This window comes from Geodermatophilus sp. URMC 65 (assembly GCF_053502545.1).
Map to the genome: position 1 here is coordinate 5,551,787 of NZ_CP199954.1, position 25,280 is coordinate 5,577,066.

21 protein-coding genes are annotated in these 25,280 nt (G+C 74.5%); 13 read left to right on the forward strand and 8 right to left on the reverse strand.

The window, feature by feature from the left end; genetic code table 11:
• Positions 1-9: 9 nt before the first annotated feature.
• The 8 genes from ACWIX7_RS26735 to ACWIX7_RS26770 all read left to right on the forward strand — a co-directional run bounded on the left by ACWIX7_RS26735 (position 10) and on the right by ACWIX7_RS26770 (position 8,698).
• Positions 10-1,140 carry an FAD-dependent oxidoreductase gene (locus ACWIX7_RS26735; protein ID WP_448619424.1) on the forward strand — a complete coding sequence of 377 codons (1,131 nt, stop codon included), beginning with the start codon at positions 10-12 and terminating at the stop codon, positions 1,138-1,140.
• Between the two features lie 25 nt (positions 1,141-1,165).
• Complete coding sequence (locus ACWIX7_RS26740) at positions 1,166-2,104, forward strand: VOC family protein (RefSeq protein WP_448619425.1); 939 nt, start codon at positions 1,166-1,168, stop codon at positions 2,102-2,104.
• Positions 2,104-3,087, forward strand: a complete 984-nt coding sequence (locus ACWIX7_RS26745) for a fumarylacetoacetate hydrolase family protein (RefSeq protein ID WP_448619426.1) — start codon at positions 2,104-2,106, stop codon at positions 3,085-3,087. The genes ACWIX7_RS26740 and ACWIX7_RS26745 overlap by 1 nt, the downstream gene beginning before the upstream one ends.
• Positions 3,088-3,099: 12 nt before the next feature.
• Positions 3,100-4,272, forward strand: coding sequence for an alpha/beta hydrolase family protein (locus ACWIX7_RS26750; RefSeq protein ID WP_448619427.1), 1,173 nt, complete (start codon positions 3,100-3,102; stop codon positions 4,270-4,272).
• Between the two features lie 198 nt (positions 4,273-4,470).
• Positions 4,471-5,160 carry a trehalase-like domain-containing protein gene (locus ACWIX7_RS26755; protein WP_448619428.1) on the forward strand — a complete coding sequence of 230 codons (690 nt, stop codon included), beginning with the start codon at positions 4,471-4,473 and terminating at the stop codon, positions 5,158-5,160.
• A gap of 20 nt (positions 5,161-5,180) precedes the next feature.
• Positions 5,181-6,323, forward strand: a complete 1,143-nt coding sequence (locus tag ACWIX7_RS26760; protein ID WP_448622195.1) for a glycoside hydrolase family 15 protein — start codon at positions 5,181-5,183, stop codon at positions 6,321-6,323.
• Positions 6,324-6,453: 130 nt separating this feature from the next.
• Positions 6,454-6,984, forward strand: a complete 531-nt coding sequence (locus ACWIX7_RS26765) for a CBS domain-containing protein (protein ID WP_448619429.1) — start codon at positions 6,454-6,456, stop codon at positions 6,982-6,984.
• 49 nt (positions 6,985-7,033) lie between these two features.
• Positions 7,034-8,698, forward strand: coding sequence for a CocE/NonD family hydrolase (locus tag ACWIX7_RS26770; RefSeq protein ID WP_448619430.1), 1,665 nt, complete (start codon positions 7,034-7,036; stop codon positions 8,696-8,698).
• Between the two features lie 117 nt (positions 8,699-8,815).
• On the opposite strand, the gene ACWIX7_RS26775 is transcribed toward ACWIX7_RS26770, so the two are convergent.
• From ACWIX7_RS26775 to ACWIX7_RS26785, 3 genes are read right to left on the reverse strand one after another with little or no spacing between them, the layout of a single operon-like run.
• Positions 8,816-9,841, reverse strand: coding sequence for an NAD(P)-dependent alcohol dehydrogenase (locus ACWIX7_RS26775; protein ID WP_448619431.1), 1,026 nt, complete (start codon positions 9,839-9,841; stop codon positions 8,816-8,818).
• Positions 9,838-10,635, reverse strand: a complete 798-nt coding sequence (locus ACWIX7_RS26780; RefSeq protein WP_448619432.1) for a metal-sulfur cluster assembly factor — start codon at positions 10,633-10,635, stop codon at positions 9,838-9,840. Before ACWIX7_RS26780 ends, ACWIX7_RS26775 begins: the two co-directional genes overlap by 4 nt.
• Positions 10,636-10,646: 11 nt before the next feature.
• Positions 10,647-11,690: an amidohydrolase family protein gene (locus ACWIX7_RS26785; RefSeq protein WP_448619433.1), complete on the reverse strand. Its 1,044-nt coding sequence runs from the start codon at positions 11,688-11,690 to the stop codon at positions 10,647-10,649.
• 188 nt (positions 11,691-11,878) lie between these two features.
• Here ACWIX7_RS26785 and ACWIX7_RS26790 point away from each other — a divergent pair, with 188 nt between their 5' ends.
• Positions 11,879-13,357: a helix-turn-helix domain-containing protein gene (locus tag ACWIX7_RS26790; RefSeq protein WP_448619434.1), complete on the forward strand. Its 1,479-nt coding sequence runs from the start codon at positions 11,879-11,881 to the stop codon at positions 13,355-13,357.
• Here ACWIX7_RS26790 and acnA read toward each other — a convergent pair.
• A complete protein-coding gene (gene acnA / locus ACWIX7_RS26795; RefSeq protein ID WP_448619435.1) occupies positions 13,332-16,082 on the reverse strand; it encodes an aconitate hydratase AcnA in 2,751 nt (916 codons plus the stop codon). The two genes, ACWIX7_RS26790 and acnA, sit on opposite strands and share 26 nt — an antisense overlap.
• 78 nt (positions 16,083-16,160) lie before the next feature.
• On the opposite strand from acnA, the gene ACWIX7_RS26800 reads away from it, so the two are divergent.
• Entirely contained in the window at positions 16,161-16,823 is a 663-nt protein-coding gene (locus ACWIX7_RS26800) for a GntR family transcriptional regulator (protein ID WP_448619436.1), read from the forward strand.
• Positions 16,824-16,842: 19 nt separating this feature from the next.
• Here ACWIX7_RS26800 and amaB read toward each other — a convergent pair whose 3' ends face one another.
• Positions 16,843-18,372, reverse strand: a complete 1,530-nt coding sequence (gene amaB / locus ACWIX7_RS26805; protein ID WP_448619437.1) for an L-piperidine-6-carboxylate dehydrogenase — start codon at positions 18,370-18,372, stop codon at positions 16,843-16,845.
• A gap of 140 nt (positions 18,373-18,512) precedes the next feature.
• Entirely contained in the window at positions 18,513-19,679 is a 1,167-nt protein-coding gene (locus ACWIX7_RS26810) for an NAD(P)/FAD-dependent oxidoreductase (RefSeq protein WP_448619438.1), read from the reverse strand.
• Between the two features lie 110 nt (positions 19,680-19,789).
• Between ACWIX7_RS26810 and ACWIX7_RS26815 the strand changes: the two genes are divergently transcribed.
• Together ACWIX7_RS26815 and ACWIX7_RS26820 are read left to right on the forward strand one after the other, a co-directional pair.
• Positions 19,790-20,701 (forward strand): LysR family transcriptional regulator, encoded by a 912-nt coding sequence (locus ACWIX7_RS26815; RefSeq protein WP_448619439.1) that lies wholly within the window; start codon positions 19,790-19,792, stop codon positions 20,699-20,701.
• 54 nt (positions 20,702-20,755) lie between these two features.
• Positions 20,756-22,156 carry a threonine/serine ThrE exporter family protein gene (locus ACWIX7_RS26820; protein WP_448619440.1) on the forward strand — a complete coding sequence of 467 codons (1,401 nt, stop codon included), beginning with the start codon at positions 20,756-20,758 and terminating at the stop codon, positions 22,154-22,156.
• A gap of 15 nt (positions 22,157-22,171) precedes the next feature.
• On the opposite strand, the gene ACWIX7_RS26825 is transcribed toward ACWIX7_RS26820, so the two are convergent.
• Both ACWIX7_RS26825 and ACWIX7_RS26830 read right to left on the reverse strand, forming a co-directional pair.
• The gene (locus ACWIX7_RS26825) at positions 22,172-23,698 is read right to left on the reverse strand and encodes an amino acid permease (RefSeq protein ID WP_448619441.1); all 1,527 of its coding nucleotides are present in this window, start codon (positions 23,696-23,698) and stop codon (positions 22,172-22,174) included.
• Positions 23,699-23,900: 202 nt separating this feature from the next.
• Positions 23,901-24,179: a hypothetical protein gene (locus ACWIX7_RS26830; RefSeq protein WP_448619442.1), complete on the reverse strand. Its 279-nt coding sequence runs from the start codon at positions 24,177-24,179 to the stop codon at positions 23,901-23,903.
• A gap of 335 nt (positions 24,180-24,514) precedes the next feature.
• Here ACWIX7_RS26830 and ACWIX7_RS26835 point away from each other — a divergent pair, with 335 nt between their 5' ends.
• Positions 24,515-25,255, forward strand: coding sequence for a VOC family protein (locus ACWIX7_RS26835; RefSeq protein WP_448619443.1), 741 nt, complete (start codon positions 24,515-24,517; stop codon positions 25,253-25,255).
• Positions 25,256-25,280: the final 25 nt, after the last annotated feature.

The window sequence follows — 25,280 nt, forward strand, 5'->3', positions numbered from 1 at the left end:
GAGGCCGCCGTGCCCGCCGTGAACAGCGTCCTGGTCGTCGGCAGCGGCCTCGCCGGGACGGCGACCGCCATCCACCTGGCCGCCCGTGGCGTGGCGGTGGACCTGGTCGAGGTCAAGCCCGACGTCGCGGCGATCGGCTCCGGCATCACCCTGCAGGGCAACGCGCTGCGGGAGCTGCGCTCGCTCGGCGTCTGGGAGGAGGTGCAGGCGGCCGGCTACGCCTTCGACGTCACCGGCATCCGTGCGCCCGACCCGGCCGGCAGCGTCGTCGCCGAGATCCCCGACGCGAGGACCGGCGGGCCCGACCTGCCGGCCGCCATGGGCATGCCCCGGCCGGAGCTGGCCCGCATCCTGATCGACAGCGCCACCGAGGTCGGCGTCAAGGTCCGCTTCGGCACCACCCTCACCGAGCTGGCCCAGGACGACGCCGGCGTCGACGTTTGCTTCTCCGACGGCTCGGCCGGGCGGTACGACCTCGTCGTCGGCGCCGACGGCATCCGGTCGTGGACCCGCCGCGCGCTCGGCATCGACCTGGAGACGAGGTCGGTCGGCATGGGCATCTGGCGCGCCTTCGGGCCACGGCCGGCGAGCGTCACCCGCACCGACCTCTACTACGGCGGGCCGTCCTACATCGCCGGCTACTGCCCGACCGGCGCGGACTCGCTCTACGCGTACATCGTCGAGGACGCGCAGGACCGCAGCGCGCTCTCGCCCCAGGAGCAGCTGGCCACGATGAAGCAGCTGTCGCAGGCCTACCACGGCCCGTGGGACGAGATCCGCGAGTCGCTGACCGACCCGTCCCGCGTCAACTACACCTGGTTCGAGACCCACGTCCTCGACGAACCGTGGAACCGCGGCCGGGTCGTGCTCATCGGCGACGCGGCGCACACCTGCCCGCCCACCATCGCGCAGGGCGGCGCGCAGGCGCTCGAGGACGCCGTCGTCCTCACCGAGCTGCTCCTCGACCGCGACGCGCTCGACCAGGACCTGTGGGACGCCTTCCACGCCCGCCGGGTCGACCGCGCGAGGACCGTCGTCGACGCCTCCAACCAGCTCGCGCAGTGGCAGATCGACCACGTCCAGGGCGACATCCCGGGCCTCATGCGCGCCATCGCCCAGCTGACCAGCCAGCCCGCCTAGCCCACGAGCCCGCGAAGGGAACGAGATGACCCAGCGACTGATCACCCACCTGCGGCACGTCGACCTCGCCGTGCCCGACCTGCGCACCCAGCAGGACTTCTTCACCTCCACCTGGGGCCTCACGGCCGAGCACACCGACTCGGGGCTGACGTTCCTCGCCGCCGAGGGCTCGCCGGAGCAGTACGTCGTCCGGCTGCGCGAGGCCACCGACAAGCGGATCGACCTGATCTCCTTCGGCGCGGAGGACGCCGCCGACGTCGACACCCTGGCCGGGCGGCTGGCGGCCGACGGCGTGCAGCTGGTGCACGAACCGCGCGACCTGCAGACCCCCGGCGGCGGCTACGGCTTCCGCTTCTTCGACAACGAGGGCCGCACGATCGAGGTCAGTTCCGACGTCGCGGTGCGCCAGCACCGGCCGATCGAGGAGGGCGAGTCGATCCCGGTGCGCCTCTCGCACGTGGTGGTGAACTCCGCCGACCCGGAGGGCACGGTCGCCTTCTACGAGAAGCACCTGTCCTTCGCCCTCTCCGACACGCTGATGCACCCGCGGATGGGCAACATGATGTGGTTCATGCGGACCAACGCCTGGCACCACAGCATGGCGATCGCCCGCGGCCCGCACGCGTCGCTGCACCACGCCAGTTTCGAGCTGCGCGGCATCGACGAGTACATGCGTGGCACCGGCCGGCTGCTGCGCGCCGGCGTCGAGAAGATCTGGGGCCCGGGCCGCCACATGGCCGGGAACAACACCTTCAGCTACTTCCTCGACCCGCACGGCAACACCGTCGAGTACACGACCGAGCTCGAGACGCTCGACGAGGACACCTGGCACCCGCACGTCTACGACTTCACCCGGCCCGAGGTCTCCGACCAGTGGGGCACGGCGAACGCGATGAACGAGTTCGTGGCCAAGCGGTCGTTCAACGACCCGGACAAGGGCCTGTTCGTGGCCCCGCCGGTCTGATGCGGTTCGCCACCTGGGAGGCGGGCGGTCGGGTCCGCGCCGGCGTCGTCAGCACCCGCCCCGACGGCACGGCCGGGCTGCACGAGCTCCCCGCGCGGACGACGGTGCTCGACCTCGTCCGCGCGGGGCTGCTCGCCGCGCTGGAGACGGGTGCCGAGGCACTGCGCGGCCCGGCGGTGCCGCTGGAGTCGGTCCGGCTGCTGCCGCCGCTGCAGGCGCCGACGGTGCGCGACTTCGTCGCCTTCGAGGAGCACGTCGAGGGGGTGCGCAAGGCGATCGACGGCCAGGCCGGGGTCGTGCCGGAGTGGTACGAGGCGCCGACCTTCTACTTCACCAACCCGTACGCGCTCGTCGGGGCGCACGACGACGTCCCGGTCCCGCCGGGGTCGCAGCGGTTCGACTTCGAGCTCGAGGTCGCCGTCGTCGTCGGCCGGGACGGCGCGTCCCTGACGCCCGAGCAGGCGCGCGAGCACGTGTTCGGCTACACGGTGCTCAACGACTGGTCGGCCCGCGACCTGCAGGCCCGCGAGATGCGGGTCAACCTCGGCCCGGCCAAGGGGAAGGACTCGGCCACCACGCTGGGCCCCTGGCTGGTCACCGCCGACGAGCTCGAGCCGTACCGGGACGACGAGGGGTTCCTGCAGATGGACATGCGGGTGTCGGTCAACGACGTCGAGATCGGCCAGGACCTGCTGTCGAACATGGGGTGGCCGTTCGAGGAGCTCATCAGCTACGCCTCCCGGGGCACCCGGGTCCTGCCCGGCGACGTGCTCGGCTCGGGCACCTGCGGCAACGGCGGCTGCCTCGCCGAGCTGTGGGGCCGCCGCGGCGGGCAGGCTCCTCCCCCGCTGCAGCCCGGCGACGTCGTGGAGATGACCGTCGAGGGCATCGGCACCATCCGCAACCGCGTCGTCGCGGGCGTCGAGCTGCCGCCGGTCCGGCCCGCCCGGCCACGGCCGCGCACCCGCACGCGGACCACCTGAGAGGAACGACCCGTGTTCGAGTACTTCCCCACCGGCCCCTACACCTGGAACCTCAGCGTGGTCGCCACGCTGAACTCCGGCGGGCTGATCGACGAGGTCGACCGCGCCTGCCGGCCGATCAAGGACGCCGCGAACGCCGGTGAGGACGCCGGGACGCCGGACTTCCTGCGCGCCTGGACCGCGCTGACCGACCAGCTCGTCGGGCAGGCCGAGGAGGCGGAGAAGGCCGGGCACACCCGCACCGCCGGGCAGCTGTGGTTCCGCGCCAGCAACTACCTGGCCCAGGCCGAGCGGATGCTCGCGCACTCCGACCCCAACCGCGTGCCCACCTACCGGCGGATGCTGGAGATCGCGCAGAAGGCGTTCGAGACGCACAGCCCGCGGGTGTCGCGGGTGGAGGTCCCCTACGAGGGGACGACGCTGCCCGGCTACTTCAGCCAGGCGCCGGCCGCCGACCACGGCCCGGTGCCGGTCGTCGTGCTGGTCAACGGGCTGGACTCCACCAAGGAGCACATGTACGCCTCGAACCACTGGGAGGAGCTGGCCGCCCGCGGCATCTCCTGCCTGATGCTCGACCAGCCCGGCACCGGTGAGGCGCTACGGCTGCAGGGGCTCACCGCCCGCATCGACACCGAGGCCTGGGCCGGCGCCGCCGTCGACTGGCTGGAGACCCGCGCCGACGTCGACGCCTCCCGCATCGGCATCGTCGGCTGGTCGCTGGGCGGGTACTACGCCCCGCGCGCGGCCGCCTTCGAGAAGCGGTTCGCGCTGTGCGTGGCGTGGGGCGCCAACCACGACTGGGGTGCGGTGCAGCGCCGGCGGCGGCAGCGCGAGGGCGAGCGCCCGGTGCCGCACTACTGGGAGCACGTGCTGTGGGTGTGGGGCCACACCGACCTCGACGAGTTCGTCGAGTTCGCCGACGCGGTGACCCTCGAGGGCGTCGTCGAGCGGATCACCGTGCCCTTCCTGGTCGCGCACGGTGCCGACGACCGGCAGATCCCGCTGGCGATGGCGCACCGCTCGTACGACCAGGCGGTCAACTCCCCCAAGCGGGAGCTGCGGGTGTTCACGCCCGAGGAGGGCGCCACCGAGCACATCGGCCTGGACCACCTGCCGCACGTGAGCACCTTCATCGCCGACTGGGTGGCCGACACCTTCGCCGAGATCGGGCGCCCGGGCGCCTGACCAGGCGTACGCCGGTACTCACGACCGTGCCGGGGCCCTCCACCGGGACCTGCAATCCCGTGACGACCGCGGCGGCGTCGCCCTCCTCGACCGACGCCCTGCGGCCGGACCCCGGCGCGGTCACGATCGGGGTCCCACTGCAGATCCGACGGCGATCTCCGCGGGGAGCGCCAGGAGGACGGGACGGGGAGGAGCGGCATGGCCGGCCGGATCGAGGACTACGGGCTGATCGGCGACCTGCAGACCGCGGCGCTGGTCGACCGCACCGGCTCGATCGACTGGCTGTGCCTGCCCCGGTTCGACTCGCCGGCCTGCTTCGCCGCCCTGCTCGGCGACGAGCGGGCCGGGCGCTGGCTGCTCGCGCCGCGGGGTGCCGGCGCCTGCACCCGCCGCCGCTACCGCGGCGAGTCGCTGGTGCTGGAGACGGAGTGGGAGACCCCCGAGGGCGCCGTGCGCGTCGTGGACCTGATGCCTCCGCGCGGCGAGGCGCCTGACGTGGTGCGGGTCGTCGAGGGCGTCTCGGGCCGGGTGCCCCTGCACACCGAGCTGGTGCTGCGCTTCGACTACGGCCACGTGCCGCCCTGGACCCGCACGGTCGACGGCGACCTGGCGGGCGTGGCCGGACCCGACGCGGTGTGGCTGCGCAGCGACGTCCCGCTCGACCGCCCGACGGCGTGGTGCGCGCGGAGTTCGAGGTCGCCGCCGGCGCGTCGGTGGCCTTCGTGCTCACCCACGCGGCCTCGCACCTGCCCCGGCCGCGGCCGGCGGACCCGCGCCGGGCGCTCGCGGACACCCTCGCGTCCTGGGCGCACTGGATCGGCGACTGCCACTACACCGGCGGCTGGGCCGACGCCGTCCGCCGCTCGCTGCTCACCCTCGAGGCGCTGACCTACGCCCCCACCGGTGGCATCCTCGCCGCCGCCACGACCTCGCTGCCCGAGCAGCTCGGGGGCTCGCGGAACTGGGACTACCGGTACTGCTGGCTGCGCGACGCCACCTTCACCCTCCAGGCGCTGCTCGGGACCGGGTACCTCGCGGAGGCGCACGCCTGGCGCGACTGGCTGCTGCGCGCCGCCGCCGGCGACCCGGCCGAGCTGCGGATCATGTACGCCCTCGACGGCTCCCGGCGGATCCCGGAGTCCGAGATCCCCTGGCTGCCCGGGTACGAGGGCGCGGCACCCGTGCGGGTCGGCAACGCCGCCGCCGACCAGTTCCAGCTCGACGTCTGGGGCGAGGTGCTCGACGGGCTGCACCTGGCCCGGACCGCCGGCCTGGCCGGCACCGAGGACGGCTGGGACCTGCAGCGGGCCCTGCTGGACTTCCTCGAGGGGGCCTGGGACCAGCCGGACAACAGCCTGTGGGAGGTCCGCGGCCCGCGCCGGCACTTCGTGCACTCCAAGGTCATGGCCTGGGCGGGGGTCGACCGCGCCGTCCACGCGGTGGAGGACTTCGGGCTGGACGGCCCGGTCGACCGGTGGCGCCGACTGCGCGCGGAGATCCACGAGGACGTGTGCCGCCGCGGCTACGACGCCGACCGCGAGACCTTCACCCAGTTCTACAGTTCCCGCGGCCTGGACGCAGCGCTACTGCTCATCCCCCGGGTCGGCTTCCTCCCGTGGCACGACCCGCGGGTCGTGGGCACCGTGACCGCCGTCCAGCGCGAGCTGGACCACGACGGCTTCCTGATGCGCTACCGGTCCGACGCCGACGGCGGTGTCGACGGCCTCCCGGGCGGCGAGGGCGCGTTCCTCGCCTGCAGCTTCTGGCTCGCCGACGCCCTGACCGGGATCGGCCGCCGGGACGAGGCCGAGGCCCTCTTCACCCGGCTGCTCGACCTGCGCGACGACCTCGGCCTGCTCAGCGAGGAGTACGACGCCGTCGCCGGCCGGCAGCTCGGCAACACGCCCCAGGCCTTCAGCCACGTCGGCCTGGTCAACGCCGCCCGCCACCTCTCCGGCACGCGGGCCGCCTCCGGCACCGGGGCACCGGCCGGCGGCGGCGACCCGCAGGCACCCGCCGGCCCCGACCCCGCGGGGCAGAGCGCACGCTGAGGGACCCGGCGGAGAGGACCAGCCCGACGAGGGACCACGGTGGCTGGAGCGGCCGGTCGAGGGCAGCTCCTCCTGGCACGCGTCGAGCTCCCCCGCACGGCGACGCTTGGACGCGGCGCGGTGGGGCACCATGCCGGGGTCGGCCGATCATCCCGGGCAGGAGGAGGTGCGGGCGCTGGACGTGGACCTGGTGGACGCCGCCCCGCCGCCCCGCGCGGGCGGGGTGGAGGTGGCCGGGCCGACCGTCGCCGACGTGATGATCGGCCGGCCGAAGACGCTGCCCGCCGGCGCCTCGGTCGCCGCCGTCCGGGCGGTCCTCGCCGACGACCACGTCGTGGTGGTCCTGCTCACCGACGACGGCGTGCTCCGCGGCACGCTGCTGCGCGAGGACCTGCCGGACACCGCGCCCGGCCCGGCGCCGGCGCTCCCGCTGTCGCGGCTGACCGGCCGGACCGTCGCGCCGGCTGCCCCGCTCGCCGACGTGCACGAGCTGCTCGTGCGCACCGGCCGGCGCCGGCTCGCCGTGGTGGACGACGAGGGCCGGCTGCTCGGGCTGGTGTGCCTCAAGCGCCGGCGGACCGGCTACTGCACCGACGCGGGCGTCGCCGAGCGGGCCCGCTCGCGTCGGTGCGCGCCGGAGACCCCGGCGCCGACACGCTGAGGCGCCGGCTCCGCGCGCCGTCGTCCCTCTCCCGGGAGAGGGTGGCGGCGTGAGGCTGCTGACCAGACTGGGCGGACTGCTCGCGGACGCGGCGCTGGGCCTGCCGCTGCGGGCGACGCCCTACACCGTCGAGCGTGACGTCGCCGTGCCCGCCCCCGGCGGGGTGACGCTCCTGGGCGATCTCCACCGCCCCGCCGCGGCGACCGGCCCGCTGCCCGTGGTGCTCGTCCGGCTGCCCTACGGTCGCACCGCGGCGTTCGAGCAGGTCTTCGTCAGCCCGTTGGCCCGGCGGGGCTTCCAGGTCTTCGTCCAGTCCACGCGCGGCACGTTCGGCTCCGGCGGCCACTTCCGGCCGTTCACCACCGAGCACGACGACGGCGTGGCCACCGTGGCCTGGCTGCGCGCGCAGCCGTGGTGCGACGGGCGGGTGGCGATGACCGGCGGCAGCTACTTCGGGCACACCCAGTGGGCGGTCGCCCCGTACGCCGACCCGCCGCTGGTCTGCGTCTCGCCGCACATCACCGCCGCGCGGATCACCACGGCGTTCTACGACCACGGCGCCCCCCTGCTGCACACGGCCCTGACCTGGACGGCCCAGATCGGCCGCCAGGAGGCCGGCGGCCTGCCGGCCGGGGTGCCGACCCCGCGGCGCCGGGCGCGGCTCGAGCGGGGCCTGCGCCGGCTGCCGCTGCAGGCCGCCGACACCACCGTGGCCGGTGCCCCCGTGCCGTTCTGGCGCGACTTCACCACCCACGCCGGGCCCGGCGACGACTTCTGGGACGTCGCCGACCACGACGACGCCGACCTGGGCCGGATGCCGCCGGTGAACATGGTCACCGGCTGGTGGGACCTCTTCGCGGCCGGCCAGCTCACCGACTTCGCGCGCCTGCGCGCCGCCGGCGTGCCCGCGCGGCTCACCGTCGGGCCGTGGCTGCACGCCGAGGCCGGGGAGATCAGGACGATCCTGCGCACCGACGTGCGGTGGCTGGACCACCACCTCCGCGGCGGACCGGCCCCCTCGGGGGCGCCGGTCCGGCTGTACCTGCAGCAGGCCGGCACGTGGCTGGAGTCGGAGTCGTGGCCGCCACCGGGCAGCCGCCCGGTCCGGCACCACCTGCGTGCCGGCGGTGGGCTCACCGAGGAGCCCGACCCCGGCGACGCCGGGCCCAGCGTCTTCACCCACGACCCGGCCGACCCGACCCCGACGGTCGGCGGCCCGCTGCTGCAGCCACCGGGCAAGCAGGCCGACAACGCGCCGGTCGAGTCGCGGGACGACGTCCTGGTCTTCACCGGCCCGGTGCTGACCGGCGACGTCGACGTGGTCGGGCACGTCCGCGCCCGCGTGCACGTGCGCCCGGAGCTGGAGCACGCCGACGTGTTCGTGCGGCTGTGCGACGTCGACCCCGAGGGCTTGTCCCGCAACGTCGTCGACGGCATCCGCCGGCTCGACCCGCGCACCGTCCCCGCCGACGACGTCACCGTGGGCGACGACGGCGTCCTCGCCGTCGACGTCGAGCTGTTCCCCACCGCCTACCGCGTGCGGGCCGGGCACCGGCTGCGGGTCCAGGTCAGCGGCGGCGCCTTCCCCCGCTACGCCCGCAACCACGGCACCGGCGAACCGCTGGCGACCGCCACCACCGGGCGCACCTGCCGGTTCGAGGTCCGCCACGACGCCGCGCACCCGTCGTGGCTGGAGCTGCCCGTCCTGTCCTGACGCAGAGCGGCCCGGGTCCCGGGGAGGGACCCGGGCCGCACGGCCAGAGGACCGGTCGGCCACCCTTCAGGGACCCGCGCCGAGCCTGCGAGGCGTGGGGGGAAGGGTGGTCCTTGTTCAGGGTACGAGGATCGCCCGGCCCCGGACCTTCCCGGCGTCGAGGTCGCGGAGCGCGTCCACGGCCCTGTCCAGCGCGTACTGCTGGGTGTGCAGGGTGACCTTCCCGGCCTGCGCGAGCACCATCAGCTCGGCCAGGTCGGTGTAGGTGCCGACGATGTTGCCGACGATGTTCTTCTCGCCGGCGACGAAGTCCAGCGTCGGGATCCGGAGCTCGCCGCCGTACCCGATGACGTAGTACGAGCCGGCCGGGCCGGTCATGTGCCAGCCGTCCATCTCCGCGCCCTGCTCGGCGACGAAGTCGAACACGACGTCCGCGCCCCCGCCGGTCAGGTCCTGGACCGCCTGCACCTGGGTGCCGTCGGCGACCACGGTCTCGTCCGCGCCGATCTGCCGGGCCAGCTCCAGGGCGTCGGGGTTGCGGTCGACCACGATGATCCGGGTGCCCGACAGTGCGGCCAGGCACTGGACGCCGATGTGGCCGAGACCGCCGGCGCCCTGCACGACCGCCGTCGTGCCCGGGTGCAGCAGCGGCAGGGCCTTGCGCACGGCGTGGTAGGCGGTGATGCCGGCGTCCGCGAGTGCGGCGACGTCGGCCGGGTTGGTGCTCGGGTCGAGCTTCACGCAGGCGCGGGCGGTGGTGCGCAGGTACTCGGCCATGCCGCCGTCGTTGTTCGACAGCCCGGGGAAGAAGGCCTGCTCGCACTGCATGTCCCGGCCGGCGCGACAGGCCGTGCACAGGCCGCAGCTGGGCTGGGGGTGCAGGATCACGGTGTCACCGACGGCGACGTTGGTGACACCCTCCCCGACCTCGTGGACCCACCCGGCGTTCTCGTGCCCGATCACGTAGGGCAGGTCCGGATTCTGCAGGTCGGCCCACTGACCCTCGAGGATGTGCAGGTCGGTGCGGCAGACCCCGGCGCCGCCGATCTTGACGATGACGTCGAGGGGACCCTGGATCTGCGGTTCGGGGATGTCGTCGATCGTCGGGTCGGCGTGGTACTCGTGCACGCGGACGGCCTTCACGGGTGGGTTCCCTTCGAGACGGTGAGCGGGAGCAGGGGACGGTCCTCGGGGCGGGGGGCCTGGTCGGCCTCCGACCCGGGGTAGCGGGTGGTGAGCAGACCCCGGCAGAAGTGCGCGTTGCCGTCGACGGAGATGCGCACCGAGCGGGCCCGGCGCAGCACCAGCTCCGCCTGCGCGGGGTCGGGGCGGGTGCCGTCGTCGTGCACGAGCACCGGTGCGGCGTCGTCCACGGGCAGGCCGAGGGTCGCCCGCCGGCGCAGCAGCGCGTCGGTGGTGTGCTCCCCCGCCGGCAGGTCGCCGAGGGTGAGCGCCGCGACGTCCACCGTCGGGTCGGTGCGGAGCAGCGCGGTGAGGGCCCGCTCCATCGCCGCGGTGTGCGCCTTGCGCCGGAAGGTCGCCCGCAGCTCGTCGAGCGACTCCTCCGCCTCGTGCCCGAAGGTGCCGCGGTAGCCCAGCCCGGCCGCCATCCCGCGGTTGATCAGGTCGGAGTCGTGGTGGTCGTCGAGCTCGACCACCACCGACTCCACCCCCGGGACGGCGGACACCGCGTCGTGGGCGTCGGAGACCATCAGCCAGGCGAAGTTGGGCGCGCAGAACGAGGTGGGCAGCCGCAGGTGCACCTCGACGGCGCGTCCCTCGACCGACACCGAGCGGACGAAGCCGACGTCGGTGATCGGCTCGTCCAGCTCGGGGTCGACGACGGTGCCCAGCGCGGCCCTGACCTCGGCTTCGGAGACCTCGGCTCCAGAGACCTCGGCCTCGCTTCCGATCAGGCCGGGGAGGACGGCGGTCATCGGCGGCCTCCTCAGACGCCGGCGAGGTCGGCGGCGGCCGGCTCGCGCGGGCCGGTGGCCGTCTCGTCGGCGTCGGGCAGCTGCAGGTGGGCCGGCACCGGCAGGTCGTAGAGCTTGGCCGCGTTGAGACCGAGCACCTTCTTCTTCTGCGCGGTGGTGATCGGGGCGTACTCGGTCAGGTCCTCGGGGATCTGGAAGTCCACGAAGCGCTCGACCAGCCACTTGGGCGTCCACAGCGCGTAGTCGCTGGAGAAGAGGATGCGGTCCTCGCCGAGCCAGTAGAGGAGCTCGCCCATGATCTGGGCGAAGTACCGCGGCCGGGTGTGGATGAACGGCATCGCGACGGCCAGGCCGGCGTAGACGTTGGGCTCCTGGGTGGCGATCCAGCAGAAGTCCTCGAGCCGCGGCAGCCCGCAGTGCTCCACGACGAAGTTCAGGTCGGTGAAGTCCGTGGCCGCGTGGTCGACGTCGGCGACGTCGAAGGCGTCCCGGTCCAGCGGGCGGATGGTCGGGCCCTTGTGGACGTGGATGTTCCTGATGCCCAGCTCGCGGCAGGCCTCGAAGTAGCGGTAGGCCATGGGGTCGGTGAGCTTCCAGCCGCGGGACTCGCCGTGCCAGTCGGCGGTGTAGAGCTTCACGCCCTTGAGCTGCATGCGCTCGGCGTTGGCGCGGAGCGCGTCCAGGCCGTTCTCGCCGTCGCGCGGGTCCCAGTAGTGGTTGTAGGTCAGCTTGTCCGGGTGGGCCTGGGCGAGGCCGAACGCCTCCTCGGTCTGCCCGAAGCCCCGGTGGTAGAACTCGGCCAGCCGGGCCGGCTGGAAGATCGCGTGGTCGACGATCCCGTCGACGAACACGTCGCGCATCAGCCGCTCGCCGCCCTGGTAGAGGTACTCCTCGTAGGGCCACACCTCGGACTCGGGGCTGAGGTTGCGGTGGTAGTCGTAGAAGCAGTCGATGAACTGCTTGCCGTGGATGTTGCGCTGGTTCTCCGGCCGCGCGTCCCACAGGGCGATGTGGGAGTCCACGACGTAGTACTGCTCGCCGTCCTTGCTGTACATCTCCGGCCTCCGTCGGCTCACTGTGAGCGCGGTCACGCTCCCTGGCCGACGACGCTAGGCACCGGTCACCTGCAGCGGAACCGGTCGCTGTCTCACTTTGGGACGCCGCCCGGGCCGGACCGACGCGTACAGTCCGGTGACACACGACACAGCGGGTGAGCCCTCGCCCGCGGCCGGCGGAGGTGCCCGTGGACGTGCCCCGGGACGAGGTGGCGACCGCGGTCGGCCCCGTCCCGGCGGGGTCGGCGGCGACGCCGCGGGTGCGCGCGTCGTGGCGTCGCAGCCAGGGCTACGGCGTCCCCCCGGACGAGGTCGTCCCGGTCTTCAGCGGCTCGCCGGACACCGGGTCGCTGCTCTACGAGTGCGCGCACCGGGTGCTCACCGACCTGCAGGCCACGATCCCGAACGAGCCGGTCAGCCTCATGGTGGCCGACTCCGAGGGGCTGGTCCTGGCCCGGATCGGCGACGACCGCGACATCCAGCGGTCGCTGGACCGGGTGCACCTGGCACCGGGCTTCTCCTACAACGAGCGCAACGCCGGCACCAACGGCCTGGGGCTCTCCCTCGCCGACCGGGCGCCCTCGCTGGTGCGGGCCGAGGACCACTACTGCACCGACCTGCGCGGCTACACCTGCGCGGCGGCACCGGTGATCGAGCCGGTGACCGGCGAGCTGGCCGGCAGCATCAACCTCACGACCTGGTCGAGCAGCTCCTCCGGACTGCTCCTGGGACTGGCGCAGACGGCGGCGAACGCCACCAGCGCGCTCATGCTCGTGCGCGCCGGCGGCCGGACGGTCCGGCCGGTGCCGCGCGGCGAGGTCTTCCACGTCATCGGCAGCCACCTCGCGCCGGACGCCGGGGACCCGTGCGTGTCGGCGAGCTGGCGGGCCGCGACGGAGGAGGCGGCGGCCGCCGTCGCCGCCGGCCGGGTGACCGCGGTCGTGGGCGAGCCGGGCGCGGGCAAGGCCACGCTGGCCGCCCTCGCCCGCCGGCGGCTCGCCTCGCGCCAGCGGCTGCTGCACGCGCGGGCCCCGGAGAGCGGCGACGTCGCGGCCTGGCTCGAGCTGTGGACCCCGGAGCTGCGCGACGCGGACACCTGCGTGATCGTGTCCGGGCTGCAGCACCTGCCGGCGTGGGCGGCGGGCGAGCTGGCGCAGATCCTGACCGCGGTCCGGCGGGCCGGGTCGCCCCAGCCGTTCGTGCTGGCCGCACCCGAGTTCGCCGCGATCCCCGAGCAGCTCGCGCAGCTGGCCGACGCCGTGGTCGAGGCCCCGCCGCTGCGGCTGCGGGCGGACGACGTCCTGCCGCTCGCGCACTGGTCGGCCCGCCAGGAACGGCACCGCGCGGTCGACGTCACCCCGCGGGCGGCCCGCGCGCTGACCGGCTACGCCTGGCCGGGCAACGTCCGGCAGCTGCGCCGCGTCGTCCGCGACGCCGTGACCCGGGCCGACGTCGTCGACGTCCACCACCTGGCGCCGGAGGTGCTCGACGGCGGCTCCCGCCCGCTCAGCCGGCTGGAGCGGCTCGAGCGGGACGAGATCATCCGCTGCCTCACCCGGCCGGACACCACGGTGACCCGCGCCGCCGAGGAGCTCGGCATCGGCCGCGCCACGCTCTACCGGAAGATCGCCCAGTACAAGATCACGGTGCCGCGGGCGACGGGCTGAGCACCCGGGGCTCCGTGCCCTCGGCGAGCCGGCGGGCGACGTAGGGCAGGATCCCGCCGTGGCGCAGGTGGAGCGCCTCCCGTGCGGTGTCCACCCGGACGGTGGCGGCGAAGCGCACCAGGCTCCCGTCGTCGGAACGGGCCTCGACGACGACGCACCCGGGTCGGTCCCCCTCGCCCAGGCCCTCCAGGCCCGTGATGTCGAAGGTCTCCCGCCCGGTGAGACCGAGGCTCTCCACGCTGTCCCCCGCTCGGAACTGGAGGGGCAGGACGCCCATCCCGACGAGGTTGGACCGGTGGATCCGCTCGAAGCCCTCGGCGAGGACCGCGCGGACCCCGAGCAGCGCCGTCCCCTTGGCCGCCCAGTCGCGGGAGGACCCGGTGCCGTACTCCCGGCCGGCCAGCACGAGCAGCGGCGTCCCCGCCGCGCGGGAGTGCTCCGCCGCCTCGAACACCGGCTTCTCCCGGCCGTCGAGGTGGTCGAGGGTCCAGCCGCCGCGCTGGTGCGGCACCAGCCGGTTGCGCAGCCGCGGGTTGCCGAAGGCGCCGCGGAGCATCACCTCGTGGTTGCCGCGCCGGGAGGCGTACGTGTTCAGGTCCGTCTCACCCCGCGCGCGCAGGAACTCCCCCGCCGGGCTGTCGGCCGGGATGCGACCGGCCGGGCAGATGTGGTCGGTGGTGACGGAGTCCCCGAGCACGGTCAGGGCGCGGGCGCCGGTGATGTCGCCGACCGGCTCCGGGACCGGGGACAGGCCGTCCAGGAACGGCGGACGCCGCACGTAGGTCGAGTCGGGGTCCCAGTCGAAGGTGGCCCCTCCCCCGGCCGGCAGCTGCGCCCATCGCTCCTCACCGGTGAAGACGTCGGCGTAGCGGTCGGCGAACATCGCGGGGTCGAGGTTCCCCCGGACGACGGCCTCGATCTCGACGTCCGGAGGCCACAGGTCGGACAGGTGGACCGGCTCCCCCGAGCTGCCGACTCCCAGCGGTTCGTGCAGCAGGTCGACGTCCATCGACCCGGCCAGGGCGTAGGCGACGACGAGCGGCGGCGAGGCCAGGTAGTTGAGGGCGACGTCGTTGTTGATGCGGCCGTCGAAGTTGCGGTTGCCGGAGAGCACCGAGGCGACCAGCAGGTCGCGGTCGGCGACCGCCTGGCTCACCTCCGGGGTCAGGGGTCCGGAGTTGCCGATGCAGGTCATGCACCCGTAGCCGACGGTGTGGAAGCCGAGCTGCTCGAGCGGGGCGTCCAGGCCGGCGCGGCGCAGGTAGTCGGTGACCACCTTCGAACCGGGCGCCAGGCTGGTCTTGACCCACGGCTTGGCCGCCAGCCCCGCGGCGACCGCGTTCCGCGCCAGCAGCCCCGCGGCGACCATGACGGAGGGGTTGGAGGTGTTGGTGCAGGAGGTGATGGCGGCGATCGCCACCGCCCCGTGCCCGAGCTCCACCCGGTCCACCCGCGGCGACGGCACGGGGGGCAGGGCCGGCGGGTCACTGGCCGGGAAGGACTCCTGACCGGCCTCGTCCACGGCGTCGGGCGGAGCCCCCGGCGTCCGGTCGGCCAGCAGCTCGGCGAGCGCACTGCGGAACCGGCTGCGCGAGCCGGCCAGCGGGATCCGGTCCTGGGGACGGCGCGGACCGGCCAGCGACGGCTCCACGGTCGAGAGGTCCAACCGGACGAGGTCGTCGAAGCGCGGCCGTGCCGCCGGGTCGTGCCAGAGCCCCTGCTCCTTGGCGTACCGCTCGACCGCCGCGACGTGCTCGGGGTCCCGGCCGGTGAACCGCAGGTAGTCCACCGTGACCCGGTCGATCGGGAAGATCGCACAGGTGGAGCCGAACTCCGGGCTCATGTTCGCCAGCGTGGCGCGGTCGGCCAGCGGCACGGCGCCCACCGAGGGGCCGGTGAACTCCACGAAGCGACCGACCACGCCGTGGGCCCGCAGCAGCTCGGCGATGGTGAGGACGAGGTCCGTGGCGGTCACCCCGGGACGCCGCTCCCCGACGAGCTCCAGCCCCACGACCGGCGGGACGAGCGTGCTGACCGGCAGGCCCAGCATCGCCGCCTCGGCCTCGATGCCACCGACCCCCCAGCCGAGCACACCCAGGCCGTTGATCATCGTGGTGTGGGAGTCGGTACCCACCAGCGTGTCCGGGAAGACCTGCCCGTCGCGGCGCACGACGACGTCGGCGAGGTACTCCAGGTTGATCTGGTGCATGATCCCGGTCCCGGGCGGGACGACCGCCAGCCGGTGGAACTGCTGCTGGCCCCACTTGAGGAAGCGGTAGCGCTCCTCGTGGCGGGCGTACTCCCGCGCCACGTTGAGCGCCATCGCGTCGGAGCGCCCGGAGACGTCGGTGACCACCGAGTGGTCCACCGTCAGCTCTGCCGGGATCACCGGGTCGACGACGGCGGGGTCGCCGCCGAGGTCGCGCACCGCCTCGCGCATCGCCGCCAGGTCGGCCAGGACCGGGATGCCGTTGGTGTCGTGGAGGAAGACGCGGGCCGGCGCGAACGACACCTCGCGCCCCCGGCCCGCACCGGACGCCAGGTCCCGGATGTCCTCGGCGGTGACCGTGACGCCGTCCTCGTGCCGGAGCAGGTTCTCGAGGACGATCTTCAGCGAGAACGGCAGGTCCTCGGCGCCCGGGACGGCGTGCACCGCCCAGGTCTCGAACTCCTCGCCTCCGAGGTCGAGGACCTTCCGCGCACCGAAGCTGTCGTACCGGGCCATGCCCACCTCCCAGGGGTTCCTTATAGGCTACAGCCTAGACGTGGACGTAGACTGACCGCCTCCAGGAGAGGGGGACGTGTGGCCGCGCCGGTGTTCACGAAGGCCGACTACGCCTACAGCGAGGTGCGGGACCGGATCATGTCCGGCGCCCTGCCCCACGGCGCCGTCCTCAACCAGGAGGCCCTCGCGGCCGAGCTCGACGTCAGCACCACGCCGCTGCGCGAGGCCATGCGCCGGCTCTCCGCCGAGGGGTTGGTCCTCCTGGGCGCCCACCGGGACGCCCGCGTCGCCCCGCTCACGGCCGCCGAGGCCCGCAGCCTGTTCGAGGTGCGCCAGCAGCTCGACCCGCTCGCCGTCCGGCTGGCCGCCGAGCGGCGCGACGAGCGCGACCGGGCGCGGATCCGCGAGGCGGCCGCATCGCTGGAGCCCCTGGACGCCGGCAGCGGCCTCGCCGCCCTCGAGGCGCACCGCGCGTTCCACACCGCGCTGTACCGGGCCAGCCACAACGACCTGCTGATCGGCCTGCTCGACGGCCTGTGGGACAAGGCCGACCGCTACCGCCGCGCGGCCCTCGAGGCGCGCGAGGACTCCCCCGACGACCGCGCCCGGGTGCAGGCCGAGCACGCGGCGATGATGACCGCCGTCCTCGACGGCGACCCCGATGCCGCGGAGGAGCAGATGCGCCGCCACGTGGCGGGCAGCCTCGGCCGTCGCGCGATCGACGTCCTCGCCGGCAGCTGAGGGAGGGCCCCGCCCTCCCTCACACGGTGAACTCCACGCCCTGGGCCAGGGGCAGCTCGCCGGAGTAGTTGATCGTGTTGGTCGCGCGGCGCATGTAGCTGCGCCACGCGTCGGAGCCGGACTCCCGGCCGCCCCCGGTCTGCTTCTCCCCGCCGAAGGCGCCGCCGATCTCGGCACCGGAGGTCCCGATGTTGACGTTGGCGATGCCGCAGTCGGAGCCGTCGGCGGCGAGGAAGCGCTCGGCCTCGGCCTGGTCGGAGGTGAAGATGCTCGACGACAGGCCCTGCGGGACGTCGTTGTTGAGCGCGATCGCCTCCTCCAGCGTCCGGTACGGCAGGACGTAGAGGATCGGCGCGAAGGTCTCCTGGCGCACGATGTCGGTCTGCCCCGGCATCCGCACGATCGCCGGTTCGACGTAGTAGGCGTCCGGCGCCTCGTCGGCCAGCCGGCGCTCCCCGCCCACGACCACCTCGCCGCCCTGCTGCCGCGCGGCCTCGAGCGCGTCCTGCATCGCCTTGAAGGCGGCGTCGTGGACGAGCGGGCCGACCAGCGTCCCCTCCTCGGTCGGCGAGCCGATCGGCAGCCGGCGGTACGCGGCGGCCAGCCGGTCGGTGAGCTCGTCGACGACGTCGACGTGGGCGATGACCCGGCGCATGGTGGTGCACCGCTGCCCGGCCGTGCCGGCGGCAGCGAAGGCGACCCCGCGCGTGGTGAGGTCCAGGTCGGCCGACGGCGTCACGATCGCGGCGTTGTTGCCGCCGAGCTCGAGCAGGGAGCGGCCGAAGCGCTCGGCCACCCGCGGGCCCACCGCCCGTCCCATGCGGGTCGACCCGGTGGCGCTGAGCAGGGCCACCCCCGGGGAGTCCACCAGCGCCTCGCCCACGTCGGCGCCGCCGAGGACGACCTGGCTCAGGTCGGCGGGGGCGCCGGTCTCGGCGATCGCGCGGTCGAGCAGGGCGGCCGAGGCGAGGGCCGACAGCGGCGCGAGCTCCGACGGCTTCCACACCACCGGGTCGCCGCAGACGAGGGCGATCGCGGTGTTCCAGGACCAGACGGCGACCGGGAAGTTGAAGGCGCTGATGACCCCGACGACGCCGAGGGGGTGCCAGGTCTCCATGAGCCGGTGGCCGGGGCGCTCGGAGCTGATCGTCCTGCCGTAGAGCTGCCGCGACAGCCCGACGGCGAACTCGCAGATGTCGATCATCTCCTGGACCTCGCCCCGGGCCTCGGAGGTGATCTTGCCGACCTCGAGGCTGACCAGCGTGCCGAGGTCGGCCTTGTGCTCGCGGAGCAGCTCGCCGAGGCGGCGCACCAGCCCGCCGCGGACCGGCGCGGGCACCGTCCGCCACGCCCGGAACGCCTGGCCGGCGCGGGTGACCGCGTCGTGCACGTCGGCCGCACCCTGCCAGCGGACGGTGGCCAGCGGTGCGCCGGTGACCGGGGAGGTCACCGGGTGGTCGCCGGCGACGGCGTCGAGGTCGACGCCGCAGTGGGCGGCGGCCTCCCGCGCCGCACGGCTGAGCTCCTCGGCGGTGGGCAGGGCGGTCACGTGTGGCTCCTCACGGATCGGGGGTCGGTGGCCACCGTGCCCCGGTCCCGCAGGCCCCGTCCAGGGGCCCGCCCCGAGCGTGCGAGGGGTGGGGAGGACGGGGTCCTTCCACGAGTGGCGGGGGGCATGGGGGTCCTCTCTCAGACGATGTTCAGCTCGGGCCGGACGTCGGCGCCGGCGAAGCGCGCGGCGCCGAGTCCGGAGACGTCGACGAAGGGCTCCCGCCCCAGGTACAGGTCGCGCACGACCTCGCCCACGGCCGGCCCCATCAGGAAACCGTGTCCCGAGAACCCGGTCGCGTACAGGAAGCCCTCCACCGTGTCGGCGCGGCCGATGAGGGCGTTGTGGTCGGGGGTCATCTCGTACAGCCCGGCCCAGCCGCCGGCGACGCCGACCTCGGCCAGCGCCGGGGCGCGCCGCTCGATCGCCGCCCCGAGACGGGGCAGCCACGTGTCCGACCGGGACAGCGCGAAGCCCGGCGTCTCGTCGGGGTCGGACATGCCCAGCAGCAGGCCCGCCCCCTCGCGGTGGAAGTAGAAGCTGGTCTCGAAGTCGATGGTGAAGGGCGTGTGCGGGTCGAGGCCGGGCACCGGCTCGGTGACCAGGATCTGCCGTCGCAGCGGGGTGACCGGGAGGTCGACGCCCGCCCAGGAACCGACCTCGGCCGACCAGGCTCCCGCGGCGCAGACGACCGCGTCGGTCCGGATCGTCCCGGCTGCGGTCCGCACGCCGGTGACCCGGCCGTCCCGGACGTCGATCCCGGTGGCCGGGCAGTGCGGCAGCAGCGTGGCGCCGGTCCGGCGGGCTGCCGAGGCGTAGCCGAGGACGACGGACTCCGGCGTGCAGTGCCCGTCGGTCGGCGAGTACGCCGCGGCGAGCAGCCCCTCGGCGTCGATGAGCGGGGACAGGCGCCGGGCCTCGTCGACCCCGACCATGCGGCTGGGGACGCCGAGGGAGTTCTGCAGCGCCACGTTGGCCTCGAAGGCCGCCACGTCGTCCGGGGTGCCGAGCAGGAACAGGTAGCCGACCTGCTGGAGGTCGATCTCCTGGCCGAACAGCCGCGGGAAGTCGCGGAACGTCTCCAGGCTGCGCGCGCCGAGCGCGATGTTGACGGGGTCGGAGAACTGCGCCCGGACGCCGCCGGCCGCCCTGCAGGTCGAGCCGGACCCGAGGGCGCCGGCGTCCAGCAGCACGACGTCCCGCACCCCGGCCCGTGCCAGCGCGTGGGCCGAGCTGAGGCCGGTGATGCCGCCGCCGATGACGACCACCGAGGCCGAGGACGGCGGCGGGCGCCGGGGAGCGGTCATCACGGTCCTCTCGGGGAACGGGAGCGGACGCCGGGTGCGCTGCGATCATGCTGCCCTGCGGCGTGCAGCACCATCCACGGTTCGTCGACCCCGCCGTTCAGCGTTCCTGCATGGACGCCGGCCTCGACCTGGTCAAGCTGCGCACCCTGGTCGAGGTCCGGGAGACCGGCAGCATGACGGCGGCCGCGGCGGCCCTCGGCTACACGACCGGCGCGGTGTCCCAGCAGATGGCCGCCCTCGAACGATCGGTCCGGGCCGAGCTGTTCACCCAGGTCGGGCGCCGCCTGCAGCTCACCGACGCCGGCCGTCTCGTCGCCGACCACGCGGTGGAGCTGCTGTCGCTGGCCCGGCGGACCGAGCTCGCGCTGGCGGGTCTGTCCGGGGGCCCGCGGGCGCAGGTCCTCATCGGCGTCTTCGGGACGGCGGCGGCGCTGCTGCCGCGGGCCCTGCTGCGGGTGCGGGAGGACTGCCCCGGCGTCCGCCTGCGGTCGGTGGAGGTCGACGTGGACGACGCCACCTCGGCCGTGGCCGCGGGGCGCGTCGACGTGGCCTTCGGCGTCGACTACCCGCAGGCACCCATCCCGCGGGCCCGGGACGTGGCGCTGCTCGTCCTCGGCACCGAGCGGTTCGCGATGGCCACCGCCGCCGGCCGCGCGACGCGGGAGGGCCCGGCGTCGCTGCGGGACTTCGCCGACGAGCCGTGGATCCTGCCCCCGGAGCAGAGCTCCTACGGCCGCGCCGTACGCCTGGCCTGTCGCCGGCTGGACTTCGAGCCCCGCGTCGACCACGTCGTGACCGACACCGCCTCGACGCTGTCCCTGGTCGCCGCCGGCCTCGGCGTCGCGCCGGTCACGGACCTGATGCTCGCGCTGCGCCGGGAGGGCCTGGCCACGGTCCCGCTGCGCGACCGGGTGGAGCGGACCATGGTGCTGGCGCACCGCCGGGAGCCCCCGCCGCAGCCGGGGGTGCGCGCGGTCATCGACGCGATCGGGCAGTCGGTGACACCCGGCAGCACCGGCTGACCGGGCGCGGGATCGTTCCCCGACCCCCGGGCGGTGCCGACCTAGCCTGAGGGCGTGTCCACCCGTGCCCAGTTCCGTCTCTCGACGTACGCGCGCCTCCCGGAGCGGGCGTGGCGGGCCATCGCGGGGAACGACCCGCCGACCGCGCCGATCGGCCTGCGGGCCCAGCGCGGCGGGATGGACGACCTCACCGCGCACGCCGCGCTGGGGCTGGCCCTGCGCATCGGCGAGTCGATGCTGGCCGTCGGGGCGCCCGCGGCCGACGTGACTGCGACGGTGCTGCGGGTCGCCGCCGCCTACGGGCTGACCAGCTGCCAGATCGACATCACCTACACGTCCATCACGGTCAGCTACGACCGGGAGGACGCGGTGCCGCTCACCGCGATGCGGATCGTCCGCACGAGCCGGACCGACTACACCCGGCTGCAGGGGATCACCGACCTGGCCCGTGCGGTCGGCGCGGGCGGCCTCGATGTCGAGGAGGCACACCACCGGCTGGACCGCGTGGTGTCGGCGCCCGCCACCTACCGCCGCTCCGTGCACGCGTTGGGCTGGGCCGCGCTGGCCGGCTCCGTCGGGTTCGTCCTCGGCGGCGGGTGGCTGGAGGCCCTCATCGCGGCGTTGACCACCGCGCTGATCGAGCAGGTGCTGCGCGTGCTCGGCCGGCGCAGCCTGCCGCTGTTCTTCCAGCAGGCGGCCGGGGCCGCGATCGCCACCGGCGTCGCCGTCCTCCTGCTCGCCTGGGACGTCGACGTCCGGGGCTCCCTGGTCGTCGCCGCCGGCATCGTCGTGCTGCTCGCCGGGCTGTCCCTGGTCGGCGCCGCCCAGGACGCGATCAACGGGTTCCCGGTGACCGCCGCGGCGCGGGCCTTCGAGGTGGTGACGCTGACCGCCGGCATCGTCGTGGGCATCGCCGGCGTGCTCGACCTGGCCCTGCGGGCCGGGATCCCGTTGACCGTCGTGACCTCGCCCTCCCCCGTGCCGTTCCCCGTCGCGCTGGCCGCGTCGGCCGGCATCGCGGGGTCCTGGGCCCTGGCCTGCCACGCCCGCCCGCGCGCCATCGGTGTCGCCGCGATGGCCGGCGCGCTGGCCTGGACGGCGTACTGGGCGTCCGGCGAGACCGGTGCCGGGCCCGCGCTGGCCAGCGGGGTGGCGGCCGTCGTCCTCGGGTTCTGCGGGGAGCTGCTGACCCAGCGGCTCTGGGTCCCCACGCAGGTCATCGCCGTCTGCGGCATCATCCCGCTGCTGCCCGGTCTGGCGATCTACCAGGGCCTGTTCGCGATCGTCGTCGACGCCGACATCGAAGGTGGGCTCACCGCCCTCGTCGGTGCCGCCGCCGTCGGGCTCGCCCTCGCCGCCGGAGTCACGCTGGGCGAGTACCTCGGCAGACCGGTCAGTGGCGCACGGGACCGCTACGACGAGCGCGTCCGCCGTCGGGCCATGACCGCCGACTGACCTCCGGTCCCGCGGTCACGGGCCCTCGGTCGGGTAGCCCTCCTCGTCCATCCGGCGCACCACCTTCGGGTCGAGGCGCCCCTCCCCCACGGCGGCGTCGACCTCCACGTCGACCACGGCGCCGTGCTCGTGCATCCACCGGTCCGCGCGCTGCTCGGCGGCGGTCCCCTCCTGCGTCAGGTGGGCCTCGCCGATCGCCTTGCGCCGGACGACGTAGGCCACGAGCACGAGCGCCCAGGCGAGCAGGCTGAGCAGGATCTGGGACCGCGTGTCCGGGTCGAGGAACATCTGGACGAGGATCGCGACGATGGCGGCCGCCGTGAGCAGGGTGAGGACGGGGTAGAACCACATCTTCACCCGGAGCCGCTCCGGCGGGATCGTCGGCCGCATCCGCAGCTGGGACAGGGCGATCAGCAGGTAGACGAACAGGATGATCGCGCCCGAGGAGTTCAGCAGGAACAGGAACACGGTGTCCGGGGACACGTAGGCGGCGACCACGCAGAGGAACCCGATGACCGACGACGACAGGATCGCCCACGCGGGCACCCCGCGCTTGCTGATGCTCAGCATCCGGCCCGGGGCCTCGTGCCGGGCGGCGAGCACGAAGAGCATGCGTGAGGCCGTGTAGAGCCCGGAGTTCAGGCAGGACAACACCGCGGTCAGCACCACCGCGTTCATGATCTCGGCCGCCGCCGGGATCCCCATCTCCTCCATCGCGGCCACGTACGGCGACCCGCCGAGCTCGGTGGCGTTCCAGGGCAGGATCGTCGCGATCAGGAAGATCGAGCCGACGAAGAAGACCGAGATCCGGAAGACCACCGAGTTCGTCGCCTTGACGATCCCCCGCTCGGGCTCGTCGGACTCGGCCGCGGCGATGGTGGCGATCTCCGCGCCGACCATCGAGAAGATCACGATGACGATGCCGGAGAAGAGCGCGCCGACGCCGTTGGGGAGGAACCCGCCGTGCTCGGTGAGGTTGGAGAAGTCCAGGTCGCGGCCCGGCCACAGGCCCAGGACGAAGAACGCGCCGAGGGCGATGAAGACCATGATCGTGGCGACCTTGACGCCGGCGAACCAGTACTCGAACTCGCCGTAGGAGGCCACCGAGAACAGGTTGGTCGCCGTCATGAGCACCATCAGGACGAGCGCCATGACCCACAGTGGGATGTCAGGCAGCCAGCGCTGCAGGATCTCCGCCCCGGCCACGGCCTCGAAGCCGACGACGATGACCCAGAAGTACCAGTACAGCCAGCCCACGCTGAAGCCCGCCCAGCCGCCGAGCGACTGCCGCGCGTAGTCCGCGAAGGACCCCGTCGACGGGTTGGCGACCGCCATCTCGCCGAGCATCCGCATGACCATGACGATCAGGACGCCGGTGATCGCGTAGGTGAGGAAGGCGGCGGGGCCGACCCTCCCGATGACCGCGCCGGAGCCGACGAACAGGCCCGCGCCGATGACACCGCCGATGGCGATCATCGTGAGGTGGCGCTGCTTGAGGCCCTTCTGGAGGTGGCCGCCCTCGGCGGCCGGGCCGTGTGCCATGTCCACTCCCTCGTCGTGCTCTGCAGGACGGTTGGGGTCCAGGCGTCAGCCACGAATCATGCGGGATGGCGAGAGGCTCCGCAGAACGACAACGTTCCGTGGACGGAGGTGTCCACGCAACGGGACGCACCTCGCCCGCCGCAGCCGGGCCGGCCACTCCTGCTGCCCGCCGGAGGTGAGCCGGTCGGCGCGGGACCGGTGGTCACACCTGCCAGGGCGTCGTCTCGTCGAGGGCCACCAGCGCACGCGCCTGGGACTCGGTGAGCTCCCCGGAGCGGGTCCACTCGTCCCGCAGCTGCCGCCGCGCGGCCGGGGGCGAGCCCAGGCGGTGGCTGTCCGGCGACCAGGAGTCCAGGAGTGCCAGCTGCCCCACCCACCGGACGACGGCCGCGTGGCGGACGCCTCCGCGGGACGCGCGCACCAGGCGGCGCACCAGGCGGTGGGTCCGCCGCGCCGCGTCGGAGGCGGAGGAGTCGGGCATGTCGCTGTCCTCGGTCTCGCAGGGACGCTGTCGTCCCGCTGCGCTGGGTCTGGGAGGGCCGGACGCCCGAGCCACTGGTCGGCGTCCGACGCGCTCCCTCCACCGTACGAGCGGGCCGGGTCCCGCCGGCGGATCGCCGCGGTGAGGCCCCGCACACCGCGCGGAGCACCGCCGCTGCGGCGTACCGGTCCGGCCCTCGTCCCACCGGACCACCGCGCCTCGGACCGTGCCGCCGTCCGCCGCGGCGCCTGACCACGGCGCCTGACCGCGGCGCCCCGGACGCCCCGGGAGCGCCGGGCTGTGCCGGCCGCGGCGGATGTGCCAGCCTCGCCCTCGTGCCGACACCGGTGGCGTGGGTGCACGCCTTCCTCGACGTGCCCACCCGGCACGTCGGGGCGACGCGGGCGTTCTGGTCGGCGGTGACCGGCTGGTCCCCGGGCGAGGCGTGGCCCGGCCACCCCGAGTTCACCTCGCTTCCGCCGCCGACCGGCACCCCGTACCTGCACGTGCAGACCATCGAGGGTGCGCCGCGGGTGCACCTGGACCTGCTGGGCGACCTCGACGTCGACCCCGCGCGCCTCGAGCGGCTCGGTGCGGTCCGCGGGCACCCCGGGGACGGGTGGCAGGTCATGACCTCCCCGGCCGGGCTGCCGTTCTGCGTGTGCGCCGAGTCCTCCCCGCACCAGCGGCCGGCCGCCACGACGTGGCCGGGCGGGCACCGCAGCCGGCTGGTGCAGCTGTGCGTCGACGTCCCCGCGGAGCGGTACGACACCGAGCTGGAGTTCTGGCGATCGGCGACCGGATGGGCCGACGAGCGGGTGGACTCGCCGGAGTTCCGCCGTCTGGTGCACCGTTCCGAGAGCCCGGTGCAGCTGCTCGTCCAGCGGCTGGGCGAGGACGACGGGGCTCCGCGGGCGCGTGCCCACCTCGACCTGGGCACCGACGACCTGGCCGCCGAGGTCGCGCGGGTCCAGGCGCTGGGCGCCCGGGTGCTCTGGCCCGGGAACGGGTTCGTCGCCCTGGAGGACCCGGTGGGCCTGCCGTTCTGCGTGACCGCCAACGACCCGGACCGCTGACGTCACGCTGGGGCGCCTGCCAGCA

Bases quoted from the DNA above. Each gene is read 5' to 3' on its own strand.
- ACWIX7_RS26740 (WP_448619425.1), top strand. From the start codon at position 1,166: ATGACCCAGCGACTGATCACCCACCTGCGGCACGTCGACCTCGCCGTG.
- ACWIX7_RS26745 (WP_448619426.1), top strand. From the start codon at position 2,104: ATGCGGTTCGCCACCTGGGAGGCGGGCGGTCGGGTCCGCGCCGGCGTC.
- ACWIX7_RS26755 (WP_448619428.1), top strand. From the start codon at position 4,471: ATGGCCGGCCGGATCGAGGACTACGGGCTGATCGGCGACCTGCAGACC.
- ACWIX7_RS26765 (WP_448619429.1), top strand. From the start codon at position 6,454: ATGCCGGGGTCGGCCGATCATCCCGGGCAGGAGGAGGTGCGGGCGCTG.
- ACWIX7_RS26780 (WP_448619432.1), bottom strand. From the start codon at position 10,635: ATGACCGCCGTCCTCCCCGGCCTGATCGGAAGCGAGGCCGAGGTCTCT.
- ACWIX7_RS26785 (WP_448619433.1), bottom strand. From the start codon at position 11,690: ATGTACAGCAAGGACGGCGAGCAGTACTACGTCGTGGACTCCCACATC.
- acnA (WP_448619435.1), bottom strand. From the start codon at position 16,082: ATGGCCCGGTACGACAGCTTCGGTGCGCGGAAGGTCCTCGACCTCGGA.
- ACWIX7_RS26810 (WP_448619438.1), bottom strand. From the start codon at position 19,679: ATGACCGCTCCCCGGCGCCCGCCGCCGTCCTCGGCCTCGGTGGTCGTC.
- ACWIX7_RS26815 (WP_448619439.1), top strand. From the start codon at position 19,790: ATGGACGCCGGCCTCGACCTGGTCAAGCTGCGCACCCTGGTCGAGGTC.
- ACWIX7_RS26825 (WP_448619441.1), bottom strand. From the start codon at position 23,698: ATGGCACACGGCCCGGCCGCCGAGGGCGGCCACCTCCAGAAGGGCCTC.
- ACWIX7_RS26830 (WP_448619442.1), bottom strand. From the start codon at position 24,179: ATGCCCGACTCCTCCGCCTCCGACGCGGCGCGGCGGACCCACCGCCTG.